Below are 22,539 nucleotides of genomic sequence, written 5' to 3'. Positions count from 1 at the left end.
CCGACGCGGTGGCCGCGACGGATGTGACGAAGGCCGCCCCGAAGTTCCGGGCGGCCTCCGTCAGACGATCAAGATCACGCGATCAGGTGATGTCCTTACGCTGGGTGGCCGCCCAGCCGCCGAGGAAGAACAACGCCGTCCACACCAGGAAGATCAACCCGCTCAGCCACCAGTCGAACGCGCCCAGCGCGCCGCCGAGGGCCCGCAGGCCCTCCACCATGTCGTCCGGCACCACCCCGGCGTTGGCCAGGAACAGCGACGTCGCCACCGACCCGGTCAGGCCGTTGACCGCGCCGTTGGGCAGGAAGCCGATGATCTCCGGCAGGCCCTGGGACGCCAGCACGAGCTGGATGCCGTTCTCCACGATCAGCATGTAGAGCAGCAGGACCACGGTGGTGCCCACGACGCTGGTCATCAGCGCGCCGACGCCGACCCCGAACATGGTCATCAGGATCGACGCGAGCACGCCGACCCCGGCCAGCGCGAGCCAGCCGCCCGCGTCGGGCAGCGAGCCGGAGTCCGAGGTGAGCGCGGTGCCGATGCTCACCGCGGCCACGATCACGATGCCGAAGATCGCGCCCCACGCCACGTAGACGATCATCTTCGCGGCCAGCGCCGACACCCGGTTCGGCGCGGTGAGGAACGTGGTCGTGATGGTCTTGCGGTTGATCTCGTTCGCGATCGCCAGGCCGCCGAAGATCATCGGGAAGATCGTGGCCACGTTGATGCTGCGGGCCATGCCGAACACCGACAGCTGCCACTGCGACGGGTCCACGTTGAGCAGCGCGGCCAGCTCCTCGGCCTCGGAGCTGCTCATGAAGTCCGAGACGGTCTTGAAGATCGCGCCCGTGCCCAGCGCCCAGCCGAACGCGAGCAGCACGGTCGGGATCATCAGGCCCCACCACAGGCCGGTGGTGGTGGTCTTGCGGAACTCCGACTTGATCAGGTTGCCCATCACGCACCGCCCCCGAGGCCGCCCTGACCCTGGTTCGGACCGTACGGGTTGTCCTGCGGCGGCGGCTGGGACCCCGGTGGTGGTTGGTAGCCCTGCGGCGGCTGCTGGTACGGCTGCGGACCGGTCGGCGGCTGCGCCTGGTGGGGCTGGGCCTGGTACGGCTGGGCCTGGTAGGGCTGGGCCTGGTAGGGCTGCTGGAACGCCTGCGGCGTCTGGTAGCCGGGTTGCTGCTGGTAGCCGGGCTGGTAACCGGGCTGCGCGTACCCCGCCTGCTGGTAGCCCTGGCCGTACCCCGGCTGCTGGTAGGCGACCGGCTGCGCCTGCTGACCCGCGTACTGGCCGTTGGTGAGCTGGAAGAACAGCCGTTCGAGGTCGGCCTTCTCCTCCTGGATGCCGTAGATCGACACGCCCGCCCGCAGCGCGGTGTCGGCGACCTGCTTGGCCTCGACCCCGGCGATCGCGAGCCGGCCGTCGGGCAGCTGCTCGATCGCGGTGATCCCGCCCTCGGTCAGCGCCGCGACCAACGCCCCGGTGTCGGACGGCTGCACGAGCACCCGGCCCTGCTGCTGCTCGCGCAGGTGGTCCAGCGGCCCGTAGTACATGGTCTGGCCGCGGCTGATGATGACCACCTGGTCGACGGTCTGCTCCACCTCGGCCAGCAGGTGGCTGGAGATCAGCACGGTCCGGCCGCTGCGCGCGTAGGACTGCAGGAACGTCCGCAGCCACGCGATGCCCTCCGGGTCCAGCCCGTTGGCCGGCTCGTCGAGCACCAGGATCTGCGGGTCGCCGAGCAGCGCCGTGGCCAGCGCCAGCCGCTGCTTCATGCCCAGCGAGAACCCGCCCGCCTTGCGGTCGCCCGCCGCGCCGAGCCCGACGAGCTGGAGCACCTGGTCGGCGCGCGAGTCCGGCACGCCGATCGCGGCGGCGTAGACGAGCAGGTGGTTGCGGGCCGTGCGCTTGGGGTGGAAGCCCTGCGCCTCCAGCACCGCGCCGACCACCCGCGCCGGGTTGCCGAGCTGGTCGAACGGCCTGCCGTTGATCAACCCGGTGCCCGCGGTCGGGGTCACCAGGCCGAGCAGCATGCGCAACGTCGTCGTCTTGCCCGCCCCGTTGGGGCCGAGGAAGCCGGTCACCGAACCGGGTTCCACCGTGAAGCTGAGGTTCTGCACCGCTGCGACCGGACCGAACTGCTTGGTCAAGTTCTGCACCACGATGCGGCCACTGCCGTCGTGCACGCGTCCCTCCCGAGTACTCCTACCGGGCGTCATCCTGCCCTAGGAGGGTTACTCGGGGAGGGCGTGTCGTGGTTTCGAGGCCACCTTCGGTATCTCGGTCGTGGTCTCCACCTCGGACGAACGGCGCAGCGTGCGCAGCGGGCGACGGCGCTCGCGGTGCGGCAGGCCGTCGCCGATGAGGTGCTGGTGGGCCATCGTCCACACCTGGCACGGCCACTTCCGGTGCCGCAGGACGCCGGGGCACGCGCCGCAGCGGCCGTCGGGATCCGGTTGGTGCACGGTCAGCAGCAGCCGCCACCCGTCGGCCAGGCGGTGGATCTCGGACCGCGCGAGCGGCACGAGGGACTCCGCCTCGCCGCGCTCGACCGCCTCGTCCACACTGGCCAGCCGGCGCAGCACGGCCGCCCGCAGTGCCTCGTCCACGCCCGTCACATCCTGTCGGCGACTTGGTCGAGCAGCCGGTGCAGCCGACGGGTCTGCGTGACGGACATCACAGCGGACTCGCCCGGCGGCGCGACCAGCAGGACTCGGTCGTCCTCGACGAGCACGGTCATCGACCGGTCCCGCCCGAACGGGTCGTGGCAGTCGATCCAACCTTCGGGTTCAGCCATCTGCACTCCGATCGGCGGTGGCGCGGCAGGGGGCCGCGCGAGCGGACGACCCCGCTGCGTAGCCACGGGGCTCCCGTCCTGTGCATCGGTCGCCGGGTCGTCGTGACTTACCTGTTACGACGCGAATTCACTCATTCGCCTGAGGTCGCGCACGGTGCGTGGTCGAGGTCCGCGGAAATGTCGGCCGGCTCGGTGGGGTCGCTGGGCACGGAGCCGGGTTCGGCGCTAGGATTGGTCACGCGGCCCGCTCCCAGTGACCCCCAGGCTGGTTGAGCGGGCCGTCTTCATCGCCGAAGGGCCCCGCTCACAGCACGTGAGCGGGGCCCTTCGCGTCGGGGGCTCAGAACTCCAGCGGCGTGTGGGCCATCCCGTGCGCCTCCGCGACCGGCAGGTTGGTCAGCAGGCCGTCGTGCGCGTTCAGCCCGAGCGCCAGGGACGCGTCCGCGCGCAGCGCCGCCTCCCAGCCGTGGTCGGCCAGCGCCACGGCGTAGGGCAGCGTCACGTTCGTCAACGCGTAGGTGGACGTGCGGGGCACCGCGCCGGGCATGTTCGCCACGCAGTAGAAGACCGAGTCGTGCACCTGGTAGGTCGGGTCGGCGTGGGTGGTCGGCCGCGAGTCGGCGAAGCAGCCGCCCTGGTCGATCGCGATGTCCACGAGCACCGAGCCGGGCTTCATGTCGGCCACCAGCTCGTTGCTCACGAGCTTCGGGGCCTTCGCGCCGGGCACCAGCACCGCGCCGATCACCAGGTCGGCCTCCCGGACCGCCTGCTCGACCGAGTAGCGGTTGGAGGTCACGGTGCGCAGGCGGCCCTGGTAGAGGGCGTCGATGTGGCGCAGCCGGTCGACGTTGGTGTCCAGGATCTCCACGTCCGCGCCCAGGCCCACGGCGATCGCGGCCGCGTTGAGGCCGGCCACGCCGCCGCCGATGACGACCACGCGTGCCGGGTGCACGCCGGGCACGCCGCCGGGCAGCACGCCGCGCCCGCCCGAGGGCTTCATCAGCGAGAACGCGCCGACCTGCGGCGCGAGCCGGCCCGCGACCTCGGACATCGGCGCGAGCAGCGGCAGCGCGCCGTTCGGCGTCTGCACGGTCTCGTAGGCGATGGCGGTCGTGCCGGAGTCCAGCAGCGCCTGCGTCAGCGGCCGGTCGGCGGCCAGGTGCAGGTAGGTGAACAGGACCTGGCCCTTGCGCAGCCGCGGGTACTCCTCGGCCACCGGCTCCTTGACCTTCAGCACCAGGTCGCCCTCGGCCCACACGTCGTCCGCGGTGGCGAGGACCTTCGCGCCGGCCGCCAGGTACTCCTCGTCGGTGATGGCCGAACCGAGGCCCGCGCCGGCCTCGACCACCACGTCGTGGCCGCGCTGGGTCAGCTCGTGGGCGCCCGCCGGGGTCAGCGCGACGCGGTACTCGTGGTTCTTGATCTCGCGGGGAACTGCGATCCGCACGGTGGGCTCCTTCGGCCGTTGTTACACCCAAGGTCCGTCAACGGGTGATCGGTGTCATCGTGCGGCCGGCACGAACGCGCCGGGAACCGGTTGTGCCGGCCGCACAAGCCGGACGGCGCGTTGACACCCGTCCGGGGCGGCACCTAGCGTGCGGGCCAACCAACTGAACATCGGCCGCGGCGCGTCGTGAGCGCCGGAACCCGCGCGGGAGAGACCTCGGTGCCACGGCCGGGGCGCCGAAGGAGCAAGTACCCCGCACACTCTCAGGCAGCGAGAACCGCTCGGGTGAGGCGACTCTGGAAAGCGCGCCCTCCGGCGCGCACCCACGGTGCAAGCCGCGACGTCGCGGCGAAGCTCTCAGGTCCCAGGACAGAGTGGGGATCCGGACCTCGCCGTTAGGGAGCGCTGTCGTGACTTTTCCGGACAACCTGCTTTACACGCCCGAGCACGAGTGGGTCGACTGGGCGCCGGGTACCCAGGAGCCCGTGGCGGTCGGGATCACGTCGTACGCCGCGGGGTCGCTGGGCGACATCGTCTTCGTGGAGCTGCCGGAGGTCGGCGCCGCGGTGACGTCCGGCCAGGTGTGCGGCGAGCTGGAGTCCACCAAGTCCGTGAGCGACCTGTACGCGCCGGTCAGCGGCGAGGTCGTGGCGGTCAACGAGGACGCCGTGCGGGACCCGTCGTTGATCAACAACGACCCGTACGGGGCCGGCTGGCTGTTCAAGGTGGCCGTGACCGACGCGACCGGGTTGCTGACCGCCGCCAAGTACGCGGAACTGACCGGGGACTGACGTCATGGCGATCAGCGTGTTCGACCTGTTCTCGGTGGGGATCGGACCGTCCAGCTCGCACACCGTCGGCCCGATGCGGGCCGCGATGATGTTCGCGGACCGGCTGGGTCCCGTGCTCGGCTCGGTGGACCGGGTGCGCGTCGAGCTGTTCGGGTCGCTGGGCGCGACGGGCCACGGGCACGGCAGCCCGAAGGCGGTGCTGCTGGGGCTGGAGGGCCACCGGCCGGAGGAGGTGGACCCGGTCGAGGCCGAGCGGCGGACGGCGGAGATCCGCGCCATCGGGCGGCTGCGGCTGGGCGGCGTGCGGGAGATCGCGTTCCGGGAGGACGCCGACCTGGTGATGCACCGGCGCAAGTCGCTGCCGCTGCACCCCAACGGGATGAGTTTCGAGGCGTACGCGGGTGGGTCGGTGGTCGACTCGGCGGTGTACTACTCCGTCGGCGGCGGGTTCGTGGTGGACGAGACGGCCACCGGGACCGACCGGATCAAGGCCGACGAGACGCGCGTCGCCCACCCGTTCCGGACCGGTGACGAGCTGCTGGCCCGGTGCCGGGAGACCGGGCTGTCGATCAGCGAGGTGATGCTCGCCAACGAGCTGTCGTGGCGCGACGAGGCGTCGGTGCGGTCGGGCCTGCTGCACATCTGGGGCGTGATGCAGGAGTGCGTGGAGCGCGGCTGCACGGAGCAGGGCGTGCTGCCCGGCGGGTTGAAGGTGCGGCGGCGGGCGGCGGAGATGCGCCGCCGGCTGGCCGCCGAGCACTACGCCACGGACCCGTTGCGGGTGATGGACTGGGTGACCCTGTTCGCGCTGGCGGTGAACGAGGAGAACGCCGCGGGGGGTCGCGTGGTGACCGCGCCGACCAACGGCGCGGCCGGCATCGTGCCCGCGGTGCTGCACTACTACACCCGGTTCGTGCCCGGCGCGTCCGACGACGGGGTGGTGCGGTTCCTGCTGACGGCGGGCGCGGTCGGCGTGCTGTTCAAGGAGAACGCGTCGATCTCGGGCGCCGAGGTGGGGTGCCAGGGCGAGGTCGGCTCGGCGTGCTCGATGGCGGCGGGCGGGCTGGCCGAGGTGCTGGGCGGCACGCCGGAGCAGGTCGAGAACGCGGCCGAGATCGCGATGGAGCACAACCTGGGGCTGACATGTGACCCGATCGGGGGACTCGTGCAGATCCCGTGCATCGAGCGCAACGCGTTGGCGTCGATCAAGGCGATCACGGCGGCGCGGATGGCGTTGCGGGGGGACGGCGCGCACTTCGTGTCCCTGGACAAGGTCATCAAGACCATGCGCGAGACCGGCAAGGACATGAAGGTCAAGTACAAGGAGACCGCGCGCGGCGGGCTCGCGGTGAACGTCATCGAGTGCTGACCCGCGCCGGGGTCGCCGTCCTCGGGGGCGGCGACCCCGGCCACGCGCGCGATCCCGACTGCGTGCACGGCTTCCGCCACGCGCGGCTCCGGCTACGTGCGACCTCGGCCAGAGGAGCGATCCCGGCCACGCGCGCGACCCCGGCGCTCGAGGTGGTCCTGCGGTCAGGGGGAGCCGGCCGTCAGGGCAGCACGGACTCGATCGCCTTCACCACCGCCTCATCCTCCGGCTCCGTCGTCGGCCGGAAGCGGGCCACCACCTCGCCCGACGGGGCGATCAGGAACTTCTCGAAGTTCCACTGCACGTCGCCCGCCGCGCCGTCGGCGTCCGCGACCGCCGTCAGCCGCTCGTACAGCGGGTGCCGCGACGGCCCGTTCACCTCGATCTTCTCGAACAGCGGGAACGTCACGCCGTACGTGGTGGAGCAGAACGTCGCGATCTCCTCCGCCGTGCCCGGCTCCTGCCCGGCGAACTGGTTGCACGGGAACCCGACCACCGAGAAGCCCTGCGCCGCGTACCGCTCCTGGAGCCGCTCCAGCCCCCGGTACTGCGGCGTCAGGCCGCACCGGGACGCGACGTTCACCACCAGCAACGCCTTGCCCGCCCACTCGCCGAGGCTCGACGCCTCACCGGACAGCGTGCGCAGCGGGATGTCGTGGATGCTCATGGCTGCGAGGCTACGTGCCGCTCGACCAGCGCCCGCAGCGCCGCCATCTCCGCCGCCAGCGCGGCCCGCCCCGCCTCCGTCACGCTCACCCACGTCCGGGGCCGCTTGCCGTCGTACCCCTTCTCCACCGCGACCAGCCCGGCCTGCTCCAGCACCGCGATGTGCCGCGACAGGTTGCCCGCCGTCACGTCGAGGGTGGACCGCAGGTAGCCGAACTCGACCCGCTTCGCCTCCGCCGCCACGGTCAGCACGCCCAGCCGGTGCCGCTGGTGCACCACGTCGTCCAGCGCCGCGGTCGGGTGGTCAGCCACGCCGCAATCCCACCAGACCGCCGACCACCAGCACGAAGCCGGGCAGCACGACCACAGCGGCCATCGACCACGTGGTCGCCGGCGTGACGGCGAGCGGCGTGATCGAGGCCGACAGGCACAGCGCGACCAGGTAGGCCGCGGTGGTCGTGGTGAACCGGACGCTGCGCTCCACGCCCGCCAGCACGACCAGGCCCAGCCCGATCGCGATGAACTGCCCCACCACGCCCTGGTCGTACTGGAGCACGGCCGTGCCCAGCACCGCCGCCGTCGCCGTCAGCGCGCGCGGCGCCCGCCGACGCCACAGCACGGTCGCCGCCGCCAGCAGGATCAGGCCCACCGCCGTGCCGGACCGGGACACCGCGCCGCCGAACGCCGGCAACGACGCCGCGAACCCGAGCACCAGGGCGACGGCCGGGCCGCTCAGCCCGATCGCCAACGCCGCGAGGTAGCCCCGGGTGGACGTCTCGATGCCCACCCGCGCGCCCCGCCTGCGGTACCACCACACCGTGGCCAGGCCGCCGACCACCAGCACGGTCAACCAGTACAGCCCGAGCGGCGCCGGGTGGCGCATGCCGGGGTGCGCCCCGAGCACCGCCAACGGGTGCTCCGACGGCCGCAGCAGGCGGGGCGACGGCCCGGCCGGCGCGTACAGCGGCACGGACAGGAACGACGCGATCCCGAAGAACAGCAGCGGGAACGGGTAGGCGTGCCGGTCCGCCCGCGCGCGGCGGCGCAGGTCGGCGAGGTCGCCCAGCAGGTCTGCCACCCAGTCAGGTTTGCAGCGCAAACCGAACGCGTCAACCCCGCGGAACGTGTCAGCCGATGAGCGGAACGCGAGTCCTCCGATCACTCGGATGGCCCAGGGGCGGTGTCGCCCGGTAATGGTCTGGGCAGGCCCGTTTTGCCGCCCCATTTCACGCATGTGAAGACTGTTGACGGTGGAGTGCCGCACTCCCTACGGTCCGAGGAGAGGTCCGAGGACCTTCGTCAACCCCGTGGAGGGCCACGACTTCGGCGGCGGTGTCGCGGGCCCTCCACGGGTGTTCGGCCCGCGGGCGTCAGAAGTCGAACACGGGTCCGGTCTGCGCCTGCATCACGCACGAGTTCGGGAACTCGGCCTCGAACGTGCGGGACTCGCCGCGCCAGGTGCCGGACGCCCGGACCTTCACCGGCGCGTACTCCAGGGTGCACATCGCCTCCCCGTTCGACAGCCCCTCCAACCGACCGTCCACACCGGACAGTGCCAGGCAGACCTCTTCGGCTCTGGGGTGCAGACCGCCCGCGGGCTCGCACGTGAGTTGGGTGAACTGGTAGGACTGCGCCCGCTGCACGCTGAGCACGAAGCTCGACTCCGGCGTGGTGAACGTGGGCACGATGGCGGCGATCGCCGCGATCAATGGAAGTGGTGCCATGCCCTCAGGTTGACCGCCCGACACCCCGGGCTCCAGGGAACTCACCGGATCGTGTGGTTTCCGCGAACGACCCCCGAGCAGGGCTCCGGGCACCCGTCGGCGGCCCGGACGGGCGAAGTCGCGTGGTGTGACGTGGCTCACGGTCGCGATCGACGTACGGCGGCGCACGCCAGGGTGGGTGAATGGCTTCCGAGGTGCGCAGGGTGGCGCTGGCCAGTTCGGCGGGGAACGCGGTGGAGCTGTACGACTTCCTGCTCTACGGCACCGCGTCGGCGCTGGTGTTCGACAAGCTGTTCTTCCCGTCCTTCGACCCGCGCATCGGCACGCTGCTGGCGTTCGCCACGTTCGGCGCGGGGTTCCTGGCCCGACCGCTGGGCGGGGTGGTCATCGGCCACTTCGGCGACCGCGTCGGGCGGCGGTCGATGCTGGTGCTCACGCTGACCGCGACCGGCCTCTGCACGGCCGCCATCGGGCTGTTGCCCACGTACGGGTCCATCGGGTTGGCCGCGCCGTTGGCGCTCGTGCTGCTGCGCGTGGTCCAGGGGTTCTTCCTCGGCGGCGAGCAGGGCGGCGCGACGTTGATGGCGGTCGAGCACGCGCCGGCCGGGCGCACCGGCTGGTACGGCAGTTGGACGTTCCTCGGGTCGCCGGTCGGGCTGCTGCTGGCCAACGGGGTGATGGCGGCGTCCACGGCGGTGTCGGGCGACGCGTTCCTCGTCTGGGGCTGGCGGGTGCCGTTCCTGTTCAGCCTGGTGCTGGTGGGCGTCGGGCTGTACGTGCGGCTGTCGGTCGAGGAGAGCCCGGCGTTCCGCGCGGCGCGCGAGTCGGCGGGCGCGGTGCGGCTGCCGGTGGCCGTGGTGCTGCGGCGGTCGTGGCGGCGGGTGCTGCTGGGCGCGGGCGTGAACCTCGGGTTCACCATGTTCATCTTCGTGGTGGCCACGTTCGCGGTGTCGTACGGCACGCGCCAGCTCGGGATGGCGCGGAGCACCCTGTTGAACGCCGGGCTGGTCGGCGCGGCCGCGCAGGCGGTGGCGATCCTGGTGTTCGCGCGGCTGTCCGACCGGGTCGGCAGGCTGCCCGTGATGCTCGGCGGCGCGGCGTTCCTCGGCGTGTTCGCGTTCCCGTTGTTCTGGTTGCTGGAAACCCGGTCGCCGGGCCTGGTGGTGCTCGCGATGGTGGTCGCGTTCGCCGGCTCCGCGGCGGTGTTCGGCCCGATGCCCGCCTACTACGCCGAGCTGTTCGGCACGCGGGTGCGGTACAGCGGCGTGTCGTTGAGCTACCAGCTGGGCGCGGTGCTGGGCGGCGGGCTGTCGCCGGTCGTCGCGACGTGGCTGCTCGGCGTCACGCCGACGCACGACTCGTGGCCGATCTCGCTGTACCTGATCGTGGGCGCGCTGGTCAGCGCCCTGTCCCTGCTGGCGATCGGCGAGACGGTGCGCCGCGACGCCGGGGCCCGGTGACCGGTCGTCGGCGTCACGGGCGGCTGATGGCGCACCGGGAGCTGTCCCAACACGTGGACACCCGCGGGGCGGCCCGGCAGCTCAGTCGAGCGGGATCACGGTTCCGGTCCGCGCCGACTCGAAGGCGGCCTCCACGACCTCCAGCCCGGTGACCGCGTCGGCCACCGGCACGGGCGCCTGGCCGGCCGCGACGGCGGCGTAGAAGTCCTGATAGGACCCCGGCTCGGTGCGCACCGGCTCGGAGCCGAGCAGCCCCCACTGCGCCACCGGGTCCTCGCCCCACCCCTCGCCGCCGGGCGTCGCGCCCGCCTTCAGCGCCTCCTCCTGCGGGTCCATCCCGTGCTTCACGTACGCCGACCGGTCGCCCAGCACCCGGAACCGCGGTCCGGGCGCGGCGGCCAGCGCCGAGGCCCACAGGTGCGACACCGCGCCCGACGGGTGGGTCAGCGCGAGGAACGCGTCGTCGTGCGCCCGCGCCCCCGGCCGCAGCGTCCGCACCTCCGCGTACACGCCCGTCGGCCGGCCGAACAACGCCACCGCCTGGTCCACCAGGTGGGTGCCGAGGTCGAACACGACGCTGCCCAGGTCGGCCGGGTCGCCGGACTCCTTCCAGCCGTCCTTCACCTCCGGCCGCCACCGCTCGAACCGCGACTCGAACCGGTGCACCCGGCCCAGCGCGCCCTCGCCGACCAGCCGCGCCACCGTGCGGAAGTCGCCGTCCCAGCGCCGGTTGTGGAACGGCGCGAGCAGCAGCCCGCGCGCGGTGGCCAGGTCGGCCAGCTCCCGCGCCGCCGCGGCCGACGGCGCGAACGGCTTGTCGACCACGGCGTTCAGCCCGTGCTCCAGCGCGGTCCGGGCGTGCTCGGCGTGGTACCGGTTCGGGGTGGTCACCACGACCAGGTCGAAGTCGTCCGCCCGCCGCCACAGCTCGTCCACCGACGCGATCAGCCCGACGCCGGGGTAGCGGGCCGCCACCTCGGCGCGCCGCTCGGGGTTGCCGGTGACGACGGCGGACAGGGTCAGGCCGGGCGTGGTGGACAGGAACGGGGCGTGGAACGCGGCTCCGCCGAGCCCGTAGCCGATCAGTGCGGTGCGCATGCCCCGACCCTAGGCGTCCCACGTGCTGGACGCCCTGTCGCCGACCGTCACGCAGGGCTACGGTCAGCGCCATGATCCCGCTCGTGGCACGTCGGCACGTGGACTACGTGCGCGTCACCAGCATGGCCTGTCGGCTCGGCTGATCCACCCCGGCACACCGCGCGCGCCCGGTCCCCCTCGGCGTGCCCGATCACCTCTCCACCCCGGCTAGACAGGAGCCTCCAGCATGTCCTGGTCCTTCGACACCAAGCAGGTCCACTCCGGCGCCGCGCCCGACCCGGCGACCGGCGCGCGTGCCACGCCGATCTACCAGACCACGTCGTTCGTGTTCCGCGACACCGCGCACGGCGAGGCGCTGTTCAGCCTGGCCGAGCCGGGCAACATCTACACCCGCATCAACAACCCGACCCAGGACGTGCTGGAGCAGCGGGTCGCCGCGCTGGAGGGCGGCGTGGCGGCGGTGGCGTTCGCCTCCGGGCAGGCCGCGGTCACCGGCACCGTGCTCAACCTGGCCCGCGCGGGCGACCACGTGGTGTCCAGCGCCTCCCTCTACGGCGGCACCTACAACCTGTTCCACTACACGCTGCCCAAGCTCGGCATCGAGGTGTCCTTCGTGGACGACCCCGACGACCTCGACGCGTGGCGCGCGGCCGTGCGGCCCGGCACCAAGCTGTTCTTCGCCGAGTCGCTGGCCAACCCGCGCAGCAACGTGCTGGACGTCTCGGCGGTCGCCGACGTGGCGCACGAGGCCGGCGTGCCGCTGGTGGTGGACAACACCGTGCCCACGCCGTACCTCGTGCGGCCGATCGAGCACGGCGCGGACATCGTGGTGCACTCGGCCACCAAGTACCTGGGCGGGCACGGCACCGCGGTCGCCGGGATCGTCGTGGACGGCGGCACGTTCGAGTACTCCGACGCGGCGAAGTTCCCGGACTTCACCGAGCCGGACCCGAGCTACCACGGCCTGCGGTACTGGCCCGTGCTCGGGCACGGCGCGTTCGCGGCGAAGCTGCGGGTGCAGGGCCTGCGCGACACCGGCGCCGCCATCGCGCCGCTGACCAGCTTCCTGATCCTGCAGGGCATCGAGACGCTGTCGCTGCGGATCGACAAGCACTCGGCCAACGCGCTGGAGCTGGCCCGCTGGCTGGAGGCGCGCGACGAGGTGGAGAAGGTGCACTACGCGGGCCTGCCGTCGAGCCCGTGGCACGACCTGGCCCGCAAGTACCTGCCCGGCGGCGCGGGCGGCGTGGTGTCGTTCGAGCTGCGCGGCGGCGTGGCGGCGGGCCGTGCCTTCGTGGACGGCGTGGAGCTGTTCAGCCAGCTGGTGAACATCGGCGACGTGCGCAGCCTCATCGTGCACCCGGCCAGCACCACGCACAGCCAGCTCACCCCGGAGCAGCAGCTGGTCTCCGGCGTCACGCCGGGCCTGGTGCGGCTGTCGGTGGGCATCGAGGGCGTGGAAGACCTCAAGGCGGACCTGGAGGCGGGCTTCCGCGCCGCCAAGTCGGTGCAGTGAGCCGAACGGCCCCCAGGAGCACCGGGTCCACTGTCGGGGAGACCCCTCCCGCCGCCGGCGGGTGGCGGGAGGGGGACCCGAACGGGCGACGGCAGTGGTACCGCGGCGCGTTGCCCGGCCTGCCCGTGACGATCGCCTACGAGACCTGGGGCGAGCTGAACGCGGACCGCTCCAACGCGGTGCTGGTGCTGCACGCGCTGACCGGCGACAGCCACGTGGCGGGTCCGGCCGGTCCCGGCCACCCGACGCCGGGCTGGTGGGACGGCCTGGTCGGGCCGGGGCGCGCCCTGGACCCGGAGCGCTGGTTCGTGGTCGCGCCGAACGTGCTGGGCGGTTGCCAGGGCACCACGGGGCCGTGGGCGACCGCCCCGGACGGCGAGCCGTGGGGCGCGCGGTTCCCCGACATCACGGTCCGCGACCAGGTCGCGGCCGAGGTGCTGCTGGCCGACGCGCTGGGCGTGGACGCCTGGGCCGCCGTGCTGGGCGGCTCCATGGGCGGGATGCGGGCGCTGGAGTGGGCGGTGTCCGAGCCGGACCGGGTGCGCGCGCTGCTCGTGCTGGCCGCGCCGGCGGCGTCCACGGCCGAGCACATCGCGCTCGCCTCCGCCCAGTTGCACGCGATCGCGCTGGACCCGGTCGGCGGGCTCGGCGTGGCGCGGCGGATCGCCCACATCAGCTACCGCAGCGAGCGGGAGCTGGCCGCGCGGTTCGGGCGCGAGGTGCGCGAGGACGGCCGGTTCCAGGTCGAGTCCTACCTCGACCACCACGCGGCCAAGCTGGTCCGCCGGTTCGACCCGGCCAGCTACGTCACCCTGACCCGGGCGATGAACAGCCACGACGTCGGCCGGGACCGGGGCGGGGTGCGGGCCGCGCTGAGCCGCGTCACGGCCCGCACCGTGGTGGCCGGCATCGACTCCGACCGCCTGTACCCGTTGGCCCAGCAGGCCGAGATCGCCGACGCCGTGCCCGGCGCCGGCGACCTGCGCGTGGTGACCTCGCCCTACGGCCACGACGCGTTCCTCATCGAGGTCGACCAGGTGTCGAAGCTGGTCTCCGAGCTGCTCGAGGAGGGCTAGAACCCGGCCGTGATGCGGGTGAACTCCCAGTCGGCCTGCGGGACGCCGCTGCACGTGGACGCCACCTGGCCGTCGCACCCGCCGCGGTCGCGGTTGACCGCCCAGAACGTGAACCGGCCCAGCCCGTTGGACTTCGCCCAGTCGCGCAGCTGCGTCCACGTCTGCGGGGTCGTGACCTCGCGCTGGTCGGACAGGCCGTTCATGCCCGAGATGCCGGTGTGCCGGAACGCCTCCGCGTCCGACCACCCGAACGTGGTCTTCAGCTTGTTCTTCAACGCGGTGGCGGCGTTGATCGTGTCCGTGCGGATGTCGGAGCTGCCGAAGTCGAACGGCATGATCGTGAACACGTCGATGTTCGCGCCGATCGCCGCCGCGCGCTCGATCAGCCGGTTGCCCCAGGAGTTCGGGCCGGTGGTCGTGGTGCCGAACGTGACGATCGTCTGGATGCCGGGGTTGTTCGCCTTGACGATCTTCAGCGCCTCCAGGATCCGGTCCTGCACGGCGGCGTTCTCGAACTCGTCGGTGTTCTCGATGTCGATGTCGATGGCCTTGAGCCCGTAGGCGTTGACGACCTGCTGGTACGCGCCGGCCAGCGCCTGCGGGGTCGAGCAGTTCGGGCCGAGCTTGTTGCCGCTCCACCCGCCGAACGACGGCACCACGTCGCCGCCCGCCGCGCGGATCTGCTGGATGGCCTGGGCGTCGATGCCGCCGGTCAGCGGCCGGTTGCCGTCCCACGCGGGGTTGCAGCCGCCGGACGACAGCACGAACGCCATGGTGAACCACTTGACGCCGGTCGCGTTCATCACCGTGGCCGGGGCGGGCGGGTTGCCCCAGCCCAGGAACAGGTACGGCGCGCCGCGCCCGCCGACCGGGTTCGTGCCCGGCTGCGTGGTGGCGGAGACCTGGTTGGACGGCCCCGAGGTGTTCGACGCGGCGTCGCGCGCCCGCACCGTGAAGGTGTAGGCGGTGGAGGCGTTCAGGCCGGTCACGGTGGCCGTGGTGCCGGTGACCGTGGTGGCCACCGCGCCGCCCCGGTACACGTCGTACGCGGTCACGCCGACGTTGTCCGTGGACGCCGTCCACGCCAGCGACACGGAGTTGCTGGTGGTGCCGGTGACGCGCAGGGAGCCGGGCGCGCTCGGCGCGACCGTGTCACCGCCGCCGCCACCGGTGCAGGGCGAACCGTTGACCGTGCAGTTGAGCGGCGCGCCGGAGCCCGTGCCGACGAAGCCGAAGCTCGTCGACGCGCCGACGCCGACGTTGCCGTTGTACTCGCGGTTCGTCGCCACGTAATGATCACCCGTTCGGGTGATGAGCGCGTCCCAGTACGACCCGAGCGAGGTGCCCGCGGGCAGGTCGAACTCGACGCGCCAGGACGTGATGGCGGACGGGCCGCCGTTGGCGACGGTGAACCGGGCCTCGAAACCGCTGCCCCAGTCCTGGGTCTTGGCGAAGGTCGCGGTGACGCCGGGAGCCGCGTGCGCGGCGGCCGGGCCGACGACCAGTGAACCGAAGGCGAGTGCGCTCGCTGCGAGCAGCGCGCTCGTTCGTCGTGACATGAGGAGTCCTCCTCGGCGGGATCGGCAGGGTGAATCGCGCCCACCTCGGAGAGTGGTCTAGACCAAATTAAAAGGCAAGGGCGGTTGCGGTTTTTCTCGGCACGACCGTGCGGCGAACCGGACGAAGAGGGACTATTCGTCCAACGCGGTGGCGATCCAGGGCGACACGGGCAGGTCGCGCATCCCGCACTCCACGGCGAGCTTCACCGTCCACCGCAACGCCTGGAGCACGACCGTGGCCAGTTCCTGCGGCTGCCCGTTGGCCAGCGCGATCTCGATCTGCTCGGCCGCCGCCTCCTGGTCGCCGTGCACCTCCGCGAGCAGGGTGCGGATCGCGGTGCGGACCGGCGGGTCGGCGTCGTCGATCGGCACCTCCTGGCCGTCCTCGTCGAAGACCTGCATCTTCACCGGGGTCGCGCCGCCCGAGCCGAGGGCGGCGACCATGGCGCTGCACTCCGAGAAGAGCAGGAGGACCAGCTCCCGGATCTCCTCGTTGCCCTCGGGCGAGCCGCTGAGGTACCCGGTGACCAGGTCGACCGCGACAGCGTCCTCCCCGACCTTGGCGGCGGTCAGGGCCTCGCCGGCCACGGCCTGGAGGCGCGACCAGCGATCCGGATCTTGCTGCGGGTGCATTCAGCCATCTTCCAACACGGAGTAGGGGCGCACAGCTCTGCATATTGCCTACCCGGTGGCGTTCGCCCACCGCAACGCCTTGTCCGGGGCGGCGCGGGTCGGGTATGGGCACGTGGGACCGGGATATGACGGACCTCGGGGGTCATGTGCCGCGCCCGGCCGCCGCCTGGCATCGGGGCCGTGATCCCCACCCTGCTCCGGGTCGTGCTGTTCCGCGACCGCTCGCGGGTCCTCGACGGCTTCCGGCTCCGCCGCCTGCTCGACGCGTCGGTGCTGGTCTACGCCCTGGTCATCGCGATCGGGGTGAGCCAGGCGTACGTCGCGGCCGAAGACCCGGACGGCTGGTGGCCCCTGCCGTTCGCCATCGTCGGCGGCAGCATCGCGCTGACGCTGCGCTCCGCGCTGGTGGCCTGGCGGCTGGCCACGGCCGGCCTGCTGGTCGTGCGGCCGCTGCTGGAAGCCGAACCCGCGCTGCTCGCCGACCGGCGGTGGTTCTGGTACGTCCCCGTCCTGCTTGCCGTCGCCGCGGTGCACCGCGGCCGGGTGGTGCTGGTCGTCGGCGTGCCGACCTCGGCCGTCGTCGCACTGGCCCAGGGCTGGGACGAGCACCTGCCACCGACCGTGGGCGCGCTGCCGGTCGTGCTCCTGCTCGGGTACGCGGTGGCCGCGCTTGATTGGTCCTGGCCACGCCGGGCGGCGACCCGCCCGCGTTCACGCCGGGGTCGAGGTCCACGGCGACTTGGCGCGTGCGGCGCACGTCGCGGTTGTGGTGCCGGGATCCGATGTGGACGACGGGCGGACGACGCTATGGGTGCTGGAGCGCGGGTGCCGGCTGCCGGTGTTCGCCGGTGTGCGCCTGGTCCGGCTTCGGTATGGCCGCGAGCAGGGCGACCGCGATCGTCCCGGCGTGCAGGGCGACCATCGCGGCGGTGGGCTCCAACGCCAGCAGCGGCGGGACGCAGGCCAGCGCGGTGAGCAGCCAGGGGCGGCGGCCGTGGCACGTGCCGGCGTGGGCGGTGTGCAGCAGGTACCACCCGAGCAGCAGGTGGATGAGGTTCTGCAACGGGTCCACCTGGAACACCACCAGGGTGCCCGCGGCGCCGGAGAACCCCGTGACCACGAACCCGAGCACGCCCAGCGCGCCGTACCCCGCGCCGAGCGTGACGGCGAGCCGGGTGCGGTGCGTCTCGCGGGTCCGGCAGGGGCTGGGCGCGGCGTGGCGCTCGAAGCGGTGGAACACCGCCAGCAGCGGCAGGAGCAGCAGCACCAGCACGGCCAGCCAGCGCGGCCGGGTGGTCACCCAGTCGAACGCGCCGGGGGAGTCCAGCAGGCCGAGCAGGCCGACGACGGCGGCCAGCACGGTCAGGTAGCCCAGGTAGACGGTCATGGGCGCGGAGCGGGCGAACTCCACGACCCGCCACTGCCGCCGCCCGGCGAGCCAGGCCGTGACGCGGGGCCGCAGCAGCAACACCAGGCAGATCTGGGCCAGGCCGAGCACGAGCAGGCACACGGTGGGCGGGCTGAGGTTCGAGACCCGCTCGCCGGGCAGCGGCATCATCGTCCGCGGGTAGCCGCCGAACGTGATCAGCGCCAGCAGCGCGGGCACGGCGGCGAGCGCGAGGCCGCCGAGCACCCGGCGCGGGACGCGGCGCAGGCTGCCGTCGGCGTAGTGGAACCCGAGCTGCTGGAGCAGCAGCGCGCCGAGCACCAGGTTCAGGTAGCCGCCGGTGCGCCAGGACAGGCCGATGCGCGCGAGGTCGACCACGATCATGGCGGCGACCAGCGCCACCGGCGTGACCAGCCGGGCGTGGCGGTGCAGCCAGGCCATGACCGGGGTGGCGGCGACCGCGACCAGGTACAGCCCGAGGAACCACAGCGGGTGCGCGATCAGCCGGCCGAACATCTCGACCCGCGACTTGTCCACGTCGAGCAGTTCCAGCGGCAGCGGCAGGACCAGCCAGGCCAGCACGAACGCGAGCACCGGCCGCAGCAGCCACGAGATCCGGCGGGCCAGGTAGCGGCCGTAGCCGCCGTGCTCGGCCTGCACGGCGTGCCAGGCGGTGAGGTTCGCGTGCCCGCCCGCGAAGTAGAAGATCGGGACCGCCTGGAGCACCCAGGTGGCGAGCCACAGCCAGTTCGCGCTCACGCCCGCCCAGTGCAGCACGGTGATCAGGGACTGGCCGACCACCACCAGGGCGAGCGCGCCCAGCCGCAGGAACGTGGCGTAGCGGTCGTCGGCGGCCCGCGGGGGCGGCGGCGCGTCGTCGGGTTCGTCCGTCCCGTCCGGGCGCTGCCGGCGGGGCAGGCGGGCCAGGAGCAGGAACACCACGACGGCGCTGCCGAAGCCCCAGGCGAGCACCGGCTCGTGGCCGGGTGGACCCCAGCGCTGCCGCCAGGAGTTGAACTCCAGCCCGGCGGCGTAGAGCTGGGCGGTGGCGTGGCAGCGGGTGGCGTGGCCGCGCGGGTTGAGGTCGCACTGGGTGTGCATGTCGGCGGCGAGGCGGGCGTCGAGCGCCTTGCGCGCGTCCTGGCCGAGCGGGCGTCCCTTGTGCTCGGCGTAGCGCAGCAGGTCGTAACCGAGGTCGTGGGCGCGGCAGCCGGTGCCGAAGTCCCACTCGGTGTCGCCCGCCGGGCCGGAGCACCCGCCGTTGGGGTCGACGGCGCGCGTGGTGCCGTCCGGCGCGGTGACGGCCCTCGGGTCGCGGTGGGTGACCTGGTTGAAGTCGGCCGGGAACAGCCGGAGCGGGTCGGCGTCGGTCGGGTGGGTCAGCGCCTCGACCGCGCGGGCGGCGGCGGCGACGTCACCGCTGAGCGGCGTGGTGTCCGTGGCGCCGGCGGGCCGGGACGCGATCACCCCGCACACGAACACGGCCAACGCCACCAGCACGAACCTGAACCAGGCGGGCAGGCGGGCGAGCAACCGGAGCCCCGGCCACCCCCCGGTGGTCTTCACCGCCAAGTCGCTCATCGGCCACCCAGCGTACGGACGCGGCCCCCACCCCCGCCACCCAACCGGCGTGTCCTACCTCCAGAACGCGCGTGTCCTACGTACAGAACGCGTGAGTCCTACGTTGAGGACCCGAGAGTCCTACGTTCAGGACCCCTGAGTTCAACGCTCAGGACACCGGCAGCGCGCCGGACAGCGACGCCAACGCCATCTGCGACAGCAACGCGGCCATCTGGTCACGGTCCAGGTGCGCGCTGTGCGGCGTCGAGTTGATCAGACCGAACACGGCGTGCGCCGCCGCACGCGCGGTCGGCTCGTCCACCTCCGGCGAGGTCTTGCGGATCGTCTCCACCCACACCTCGACGTAACGCCGCTGGAGCGCTCTCACCCGCCGCCGGTCCGGGTCGGTCAGGTTCGCCAGGTTGCGGATCTGCACGGTGATCAACGCCGGGTCGTCCAACGCGAAGTCGACGTGCCACCGGATCAATTCCCGAAGCGCGTGCGCCGGGTCGCCCGAGCTCGCCACGCGGTTCAGCCCGCCGTCCAGCAGCCGCTCGCTGATCGACGTCAACATCTCGCCGAGCATCGCGTCCTTGCTGCGGAAGTGCCGGTAGAGCGCCGGCCCGGAAATCCCCACCGCCGCGCCGATGTCGTCGATGCCCACGCCGTGGAAGCCGTGCCGCGCGAACAGCTCGGCGGCGGCGGCCAGGATCTGCTCCCGGCGGGTCTGCTTCGCTGGCTCGGCTGACACGGGGCCCATCTTAAACAACCGGACCGGCACGTGTAAACGGTCGTTAACCGACCGGCCACGCGACGATCACCGCGCCGCGCCCGAAACACGTAGTTAACTCTTGACCCACTCTTTTTATATAGGACTACTTGCTGGTAACCATTGTTGTGCTCCGCATCACACCCTGCGTTGTTTCCCTCCGGGAGGCTCCGATGCGCCTTGTCCGAACCCTGTCCAGCGCGGCGCTGGCCCTGATCGCCTCGCTGGCGCTCGTCGTGCCGGCCGAAGCGGCCGCCGCCAACTACGTCGCGCTCGGCGACTCCTACTCCTCCGGCACGGGCACCGGCTCGTACTACAGCGACTCGGGCAGCTGCAAGCGCAGCCAGTACAGCTACCCCGCCCTCTGGGCGGCGTCGCACGCGCCCGCGTCGTTCAAGTTCGTGGCCTGCTCCGGCGCGAAGACCGGCGACGTGCTGGCCAACCAGGTCGGCGCCCTGAGCGCGACCACCTCCCTGGTCAGCATCTCGATCGGTGGGAACGACGCCGGCTTCACCGACGTGATCACCACCTGCACCTTCGGCACCGACTCGACGTGCGTCAACCGGGTCGAGCAGGCCAAGGCGTACGCCACGGGCACGCTCCCGGGCCTGCTCGACAACGTCTACGCGCAGATCCGCAACCGTGCGCCGTCCGCGACCGTCGTCGTCCTCGGCTACCCGCGCCTCTACAAGGTGCCGGGCAGCTGCGCGGTCGGCCTGAGCGACACCAAGCGCGCCGCGATCAACTCCGCCGCCGACACCCTGCACCAGGTCATCTCCGCCCGGGCGGGCGCGAAGTCGTTCGTCTACCGCGACCTGCGCGGGGCGTTCACCGGGCACGAGATCTGCTCCTCGGACTGGTGGCTGAACAGCCTGTCCTGGCCGGTGGAGGAGTCCTACCACCCCAACCGCAACGGCCAGCGCCTCGGCTACCTGCCGCAGCTCAACGCCGTCACCGGCTGACCCCGCGACGTCACCGGAAGGGGGCCGCACCCGCGGCCCCCTTCTGCTTGTGACGGGCGTTAACAGGCGCTAACATCTCCTCAGGTTAACGACGGCTAACCGCTGAGGAGCCCGATGGACGCCCCGGTCCTGCGCAGCACGGCCGACAAGTCGGCCGACGCCTTCCGGCGCTACCACGACGAGCACACCCGCCTCGTGCACGACCTGCGCGAGAAGCTCCGCCAGGCCGCCCTCGGCGGTCCGGAGAAGGCGCGCACCCGGCACGTCGAGCGCGGCAAGCTGCTGCCCCGCGACCGGGTCGACACCCTGCTCGACCCCGGTTCGCCGTTCCTCGAACTCTCGCCGCTGGCCGCGAACGGCATGTACGGCGACGAGGCGCCGGCCGCCGGCGTCATCACCGGCGTCGGCCGCGTCTCCGGCCGCGAGGTCGTGGTCGTCGCCAACGACGCCACCGTCAAGGGCGGCACGTACTACCCCATGACGGTGAAGAAGCACCTGCGCGCGCAGGAGGTGGCGCTGCAGAACAACCTGCCGTGCGTCTACCTGGTGGACTCCGGCGGCGCGTTCCTGCCCAGGCAGGACGAGGTGTTCCCGGACCGCGAGCACTTCGGCCGCATCTTCTTCAACCAGGCCACCATGTCCGCCCGCGGCATCCCGCAGGTCGCCGCCGTGCTCGGCTCGTGCACCGCGGGCGGCGCGTACGTGCCCGCGATGTCGGACGAGGCGGTGATCGTGCGCGGCCAGGGCACGATCTTCCTCGGCGGTCCGCCGCTGGTGAAGGCCGCGACCGGCGAGGTCGTCACGGCCGAGGAGCTGGGCGGCGGCGAGCTGCACTCGCGCACGTCCGGCGTCACCGACCACCTCGCCGAGGACGACGCCCACGCGCTGCGGATCGTCCGCTCGATCGTCAGCACGTTCGGCCCCCGCGCCCCACGCCCGTGGCAGGTGGAGCCGAGCGTCGAGCCCGCCGTCGACCCCGCCGAGCTGTACGGGGTGGTGCCGACCGACAGCCGCACGCCCTACGACGTGCGCGAGGTCATCGCCCGCGTGGTGGACGGCAGCCGGTTCCACGAGTTCAAGAAGGAGTACGGCGCGACGCTGGTCACCGGGTTCGCCCGGATCCACGGCCACCCGGTCGGCATCGTCGCCAACAACGGCGTGCTGTTCGGCGAGTCGGCGTTGAAGGGCGCGCACTTCGTCCAGCTGTGCGACCAGCGCCGCGTGCCGCTGGTGTTCCTGCAGAACATCAGCGGGTTCATGGTCGGCCGCGAGTACGAGGCGGCGGGCATCGCCAAGCACGGCGCGAAGATGGTCACCGCGGTGGCGTGCGCACGGGTGCCGAAGTTCACCGTGGTCATCGGCGGGTCGTTCGGCGCGGGCAACTACTCGATGTGCGGCCGGGCCTACTCGCCCCGGTTCCTGTGGATGTGGCCCAACGCCCGGATCTCGGTGATGGGCGGCGAGCAGGCCGCCTCCGTGCTGGCCACGGTGCGGCGCGACCAGCTCGGCGACGCGTGGTCGGCCGAGGAGGAAGAGGCGTTCAAGGCCCCGATCCGGCAGCAGTACGAGGACCAGGGCAACCCGTACTACTCGACGGCGCGGCTGTGGGACGACGGCGTGATCGACCCGCTCGACACGCGCATGGTGCTGGGCCTGGCGTTGTCCGCGGCGGCCAACGCCCCGATCGAGCCGGTGTCCTACGGCGTCTTCCGGATGTGATG

General features: G+C 72.5%; 22 protein-coding genes and 1 riboswitch. Of the genes, 7 read left to right on the top strand and 15 right to left on the bottom strand.

The features are described from left to right. Positions 1 to 82 precede the first annotated feature (82 nt). The 5 genes from ACWEFJ_RS05485 to ald all read right to left on the bottom strand — a co-directional run bounded on the left by ACWEFJ_RS05485 (position 83) and on the right by ald (position 4,248). A complete protein-coding gene (locus ACWEFJ_RS05485) occupies positions 83 to 955 on the bottom strand; it encodes an ABC-2 transporter permease (RefSeq protein ID WP_378083473.1) in 873 nt (290 codons plus the stop codon). Further along, on the bottom strand, positions 955 to 2,190 hold the full coding sequence (locus ACWEFJ_RS05480) for an ATP-binding cassette domain-containing protein (RefSeq protein ID WP_449713016.1): 1,236 nt from the start codon (positions 2,188 to 2,190) through the stop codon (positions 955 to 957). The genes ACWEFJ_RS05485 and ACWEFJ_RS05480 overlap by 1 nt, the downstream gene beginning before the upstream one ends. Positions 2,191 to 2,238: 48 nt before the next feature. Beyond that, entirely contained in the window at positions 2,239 to 2,613 is a 375-nt protein-coding gene (locus ACWEFJ_RS05475; RefSeq protein ID WP_378083477.1) for a hypothetical protein, read from the bottom strand. Between the two features lie 5 nt (positions 2,614 to 2,618). Continuing rightward, positions 2,619 to 2,801: a hypothetical protein gene (locus ACWEFJ_RS05470; RefSeq protein WP_123745591.1), complete on the bottom strand. Its 183-nt coding sequence runs from the start codon at positions 2,799 to 2,801 to the stop codon at positions 2,619 to 2,621. 340 nt (positions 2,802 to 3,141) lie between these two features. Then, a complete protein-coding gene (gene ald, locus ACWEFJ_RS05465; protein WP_378083481.1) occupies positions 3,142 to 4,248 on the bottom strand; it encodes an alanine dehydrogenase in 1,107 nt (368 codons plus the stop codon). 195 nt (positions 4,249 to 4,443) lie between these two features. Continuing rightward, positions 4,444 to 4,538, top strand: a riboswitch (glycine riboswitch). A 120-nt stretch (positions 4,539 to 4,658) separates the two neighbouring features. Between ald and gcvH the strand changes: the two genes are divergently transcribed. Together gcvH and ACWEFJ_RS05455 are read left to right on the top strand one after the other, a co-directional pair. Beyond that, positions 4,659 to 5,039, top strand: a complete 381-nt coding sequence (gene gcvH, locus ACWEFJ_RS05460; RefSeq protein WP_378083482.1) for a glycine cleavage system protein GcvH — start codon at positions 4,659 to 4,661, stop codon at positions 5,037 to 5,039. 4 nt (positions 5,040 to 5,043) lie between these two features. Then, a complete protein-coding gene (locus ACWEFJ_RS05455; RefSeq protein ID WP_449713015.1) occupies positions 5,044 to 6,408 on the top strand; it encodes an L-serine ammonia-lyase in 1,365 nt (454 codons plus the stop codon). 181 nt (positions 6,409 to 6,589) lie between these two features. Here ACWEFJ_RS05455 and ACWEFJ_RS05450 read toward each other — a convergent pair whose 3' ends face one another. The 4 genes from ACWEFJ_RS05450 to ACWEFJ_RS05435 form a co-directional block, all read right to left on the bottom strand. Then, on the bottom strand, positions 6,590 to 7,075 hold the full coding sequence (locus tag ACWEFJ_RS05450; RefSeq protein WP_449713014.1) for a glutathione peroxidase: 486 nt from the start codon (positions 7,073 to 7,075) through the stop codon (positions 6,590 to 6,592). Next, on the bottom strand, positions 7,072 to 7,386 hold the full coding sequence (locus ACWEFJ_RS05445; protein WP_378083488.1) for a transcriptional regulator: 315 nt from the start codon (positions 7,384 to 7,386) through the stop codon (positions 7,072 to 7,074). The genes ACWEFJ_RS05450 and ACWEFJ_RS05445 overlap by 4 nt, the downstream gene beginning before the upstream one ends. After that, complete coding sequence (locus ACWEFJ_RS05440) at positions 7,379 to 8,152, bottom strand: hypothetical protein (RefSeq protein ID WP_449713013.1); 774 nt, start codon at positions 8,150 to 8,152, stop codon at positions 7,379 to 7,381. The genes ACWEFJ_RS05445 and ACWEFJ_RS05440 overlap by 8 nt, the downstream gene beginning before the upstream one ends. 292 nt (positions 8,153 to 8,444) lie before the next feature. After that, a complete protein-coding gene (locus tag ACWEFJ_RS05435; RefSeq protein WP_449713012.1) occupies positions 8,445 to 8,798 on the bottom strand; it encodes an SSI family serine proteinase inhibitor in 354 nt (117 codons plus the stop codon). 182 nt (positions 8,799 to 8,980) lie between these two features. On the opposite strand from ACWEFJ_RS05435, the gene ACWEFJ_RS05430 reads away from it, so the two are divergent. After that, complete coding sequence (locus ACWEFJ_RS05430) at positions 8,981 to 10,258, top strand: MFS transporter (protein WP_378083492.1); 1,278 nt, start codon at positions 8,981 to 8,983, stop codon at positions 10,256 to 10,258. An 81-nt stretch (positions 10,259 to 10,339) separates the two neighbouring features. Here ACWEFJ_RS05430 and ACWEFJ_RS05425 read toward each other — a convergent pair whose 3' ends face one another. After that, positions 10,340 to 11,356, bottom strand: coding sequence for a Gfo/Idh/MocA family protein (locus ACWEFJ_RS05425; RefSeq protein WP_449713011.1), 1,017 nt, complete (start codon positions 11,354 to 11,356; stop codon positions 10,340 to 10,342). A gap of 226 nt (positions 11,357 to 11,582) precedes the next feature. Between ACWEFJ_RS05425 and ACWEFJ_RS05420 the strand changes: the two genes are divergently transcribed. Both ACWEFJ_RS05420 and metX read left to right on the top strand, forming a co-directional pair. Further along, positions 11,583 to 12,872 (top strand): bifunctional o-acetylhomoserine/o-acetylserine sulfhydrylase, encoded by a 1,290-nt coding sequence (locus tag ACWEFJ_RS05420; RefSeq protein WP_378083495.1) that lies wholly within the window; start codon positions 11,583 to 11,585, stop codon positions 12,870 to 12,872. Continuing rightward, a complete protein-coding gene (gene metX, locus ACWEFJ_RS05415) occupies positions 12,869 to 13,948 on the top strand; it encodes a homoserine O-acetyltransferase MetX (protein WP_378083496.1) in 1,080 nt (359 codons plus the stop codon). Before ACWEFJ_RS05420 ends, metX begins: the two co-directional genes overlap by 4 nt. On the opposite strand, the gene ACWEFJ_RS05410 is transcribed toward metX, so the two are convergent. The 5 genes from ACWEFJ_RS05410 to ACWEFJ_RS05390 form a co-directional block, all read right to left on the bottom strand. Next, complete coding sequence (locus tag ACWEFJ_RS05410; protein ID WP_449713010.1) at positions 13,945 to 15,507, bottom strand: cellulose binding domain-containing protein; 1,563 nt, start codon at positions 15,505 to 15,507, stop codon at positions 13,945 to 13,947. The two genes, metX and ACWEFJ_RS05410, sit on opposite strands and share 4 nt — an antisense overlap. 132 nt (positions 15,508 to 15,639) lie before the next feature. After that, positions 15,640 to 16,140 carry a hypothetical protein gene (locus ACWEFJ_RS05405; protein WP_378083501.1) on the bottom strand — a complete coding sequence of 167 codons (501 nt, stop codon included), beginning with the start codon at positions 16,138 to 16,140 and terminating at the stop codon, positions 15,640 to 15,642. Between the two features lie 278 nt (positions 16,141 to 16,418). Further along, positions 16,419 to 16,565, bottom strand: a complete 147-nt coding sequence (locus ACWEFJ_RS05400) for a hypothetical protein (RefSeq protein WP_449713009.1) — start codon at positions 16,563 to 16,565, stop codon at positions 16,419 to 16,421. Positions 16,566 to 16,945: 380 nt separating this feature from the next. Beyond that, on the bottom strand, positions 16,946 to 19,108 hold the full coding sequence (locus ACWEFJ_RS05395) for a phospholipase A2 (protein WP_378083503.1): 2,163 nt from the start codon (positions 19,106 to 19,108) through the stop codon (positions 16,946 to 16,948). 148 nt (positions 19,109 to 19,256) lie between these two features. Continuing rightward, positions 19,257 to 19,838: an SACE_7040 family transcriptional regulator gene (locus ACWEFJ_RS05390; protein WP_378083505.1), complete on the bottom strand. Its 582-nt coding sequence runs from the start codon at positions 19,836 to 19,838 to the stop codon at positions 19,257 to 19,259. A 191-nt stretch (positions 19,839 to 20,029) separates the two neighbouring features. Between ACWEFJ_RS05390 and ACWEFJ_RS05385 the strand changes: the two genes are divergently transcribed. Both ACWEFJ_RS05385 and ACWEFJ_RS05380 read left to right on the top strand, forming a co-directional pair. Next, positions 20,030 to 20,818 (top strand): SGNH/GDSL hydrolase family protein, encoded by a 789-nt coding sequence (locus ACWEFJ_RS05385; protein WP_449713008.1) that lies wholly within the window; start codon positions 20,030 to 20,032, stop codon positions 20,816 to 20,818. Between the two features lie 114 nt (positions 20,819 to 20,932). After that, positions 20,933 to 22,537: a carboxyl transferase domain-containing protein gene (locus tag ACWEFJ_RS05380; protein ID WP_378083507.1), complete on the top strand. Its 1,605-nt coding sequence runs from the start codon at positions 20,933 to 20,935 to the stop codon at positions 22,535 to 22,537. The last annotated feature ends 2 nt before the right edge of the window (positions 22,538 to 22,539 follow it).

It is taken from the genome of Actinosynnema sp. NPDC004786, assembly GCF_053601135.1.
The sequence above is the reverse complement of the archived record's forward strand: the minus strand, read 5'-3'. Positions and strand labels throughout refer to the sequence as shown.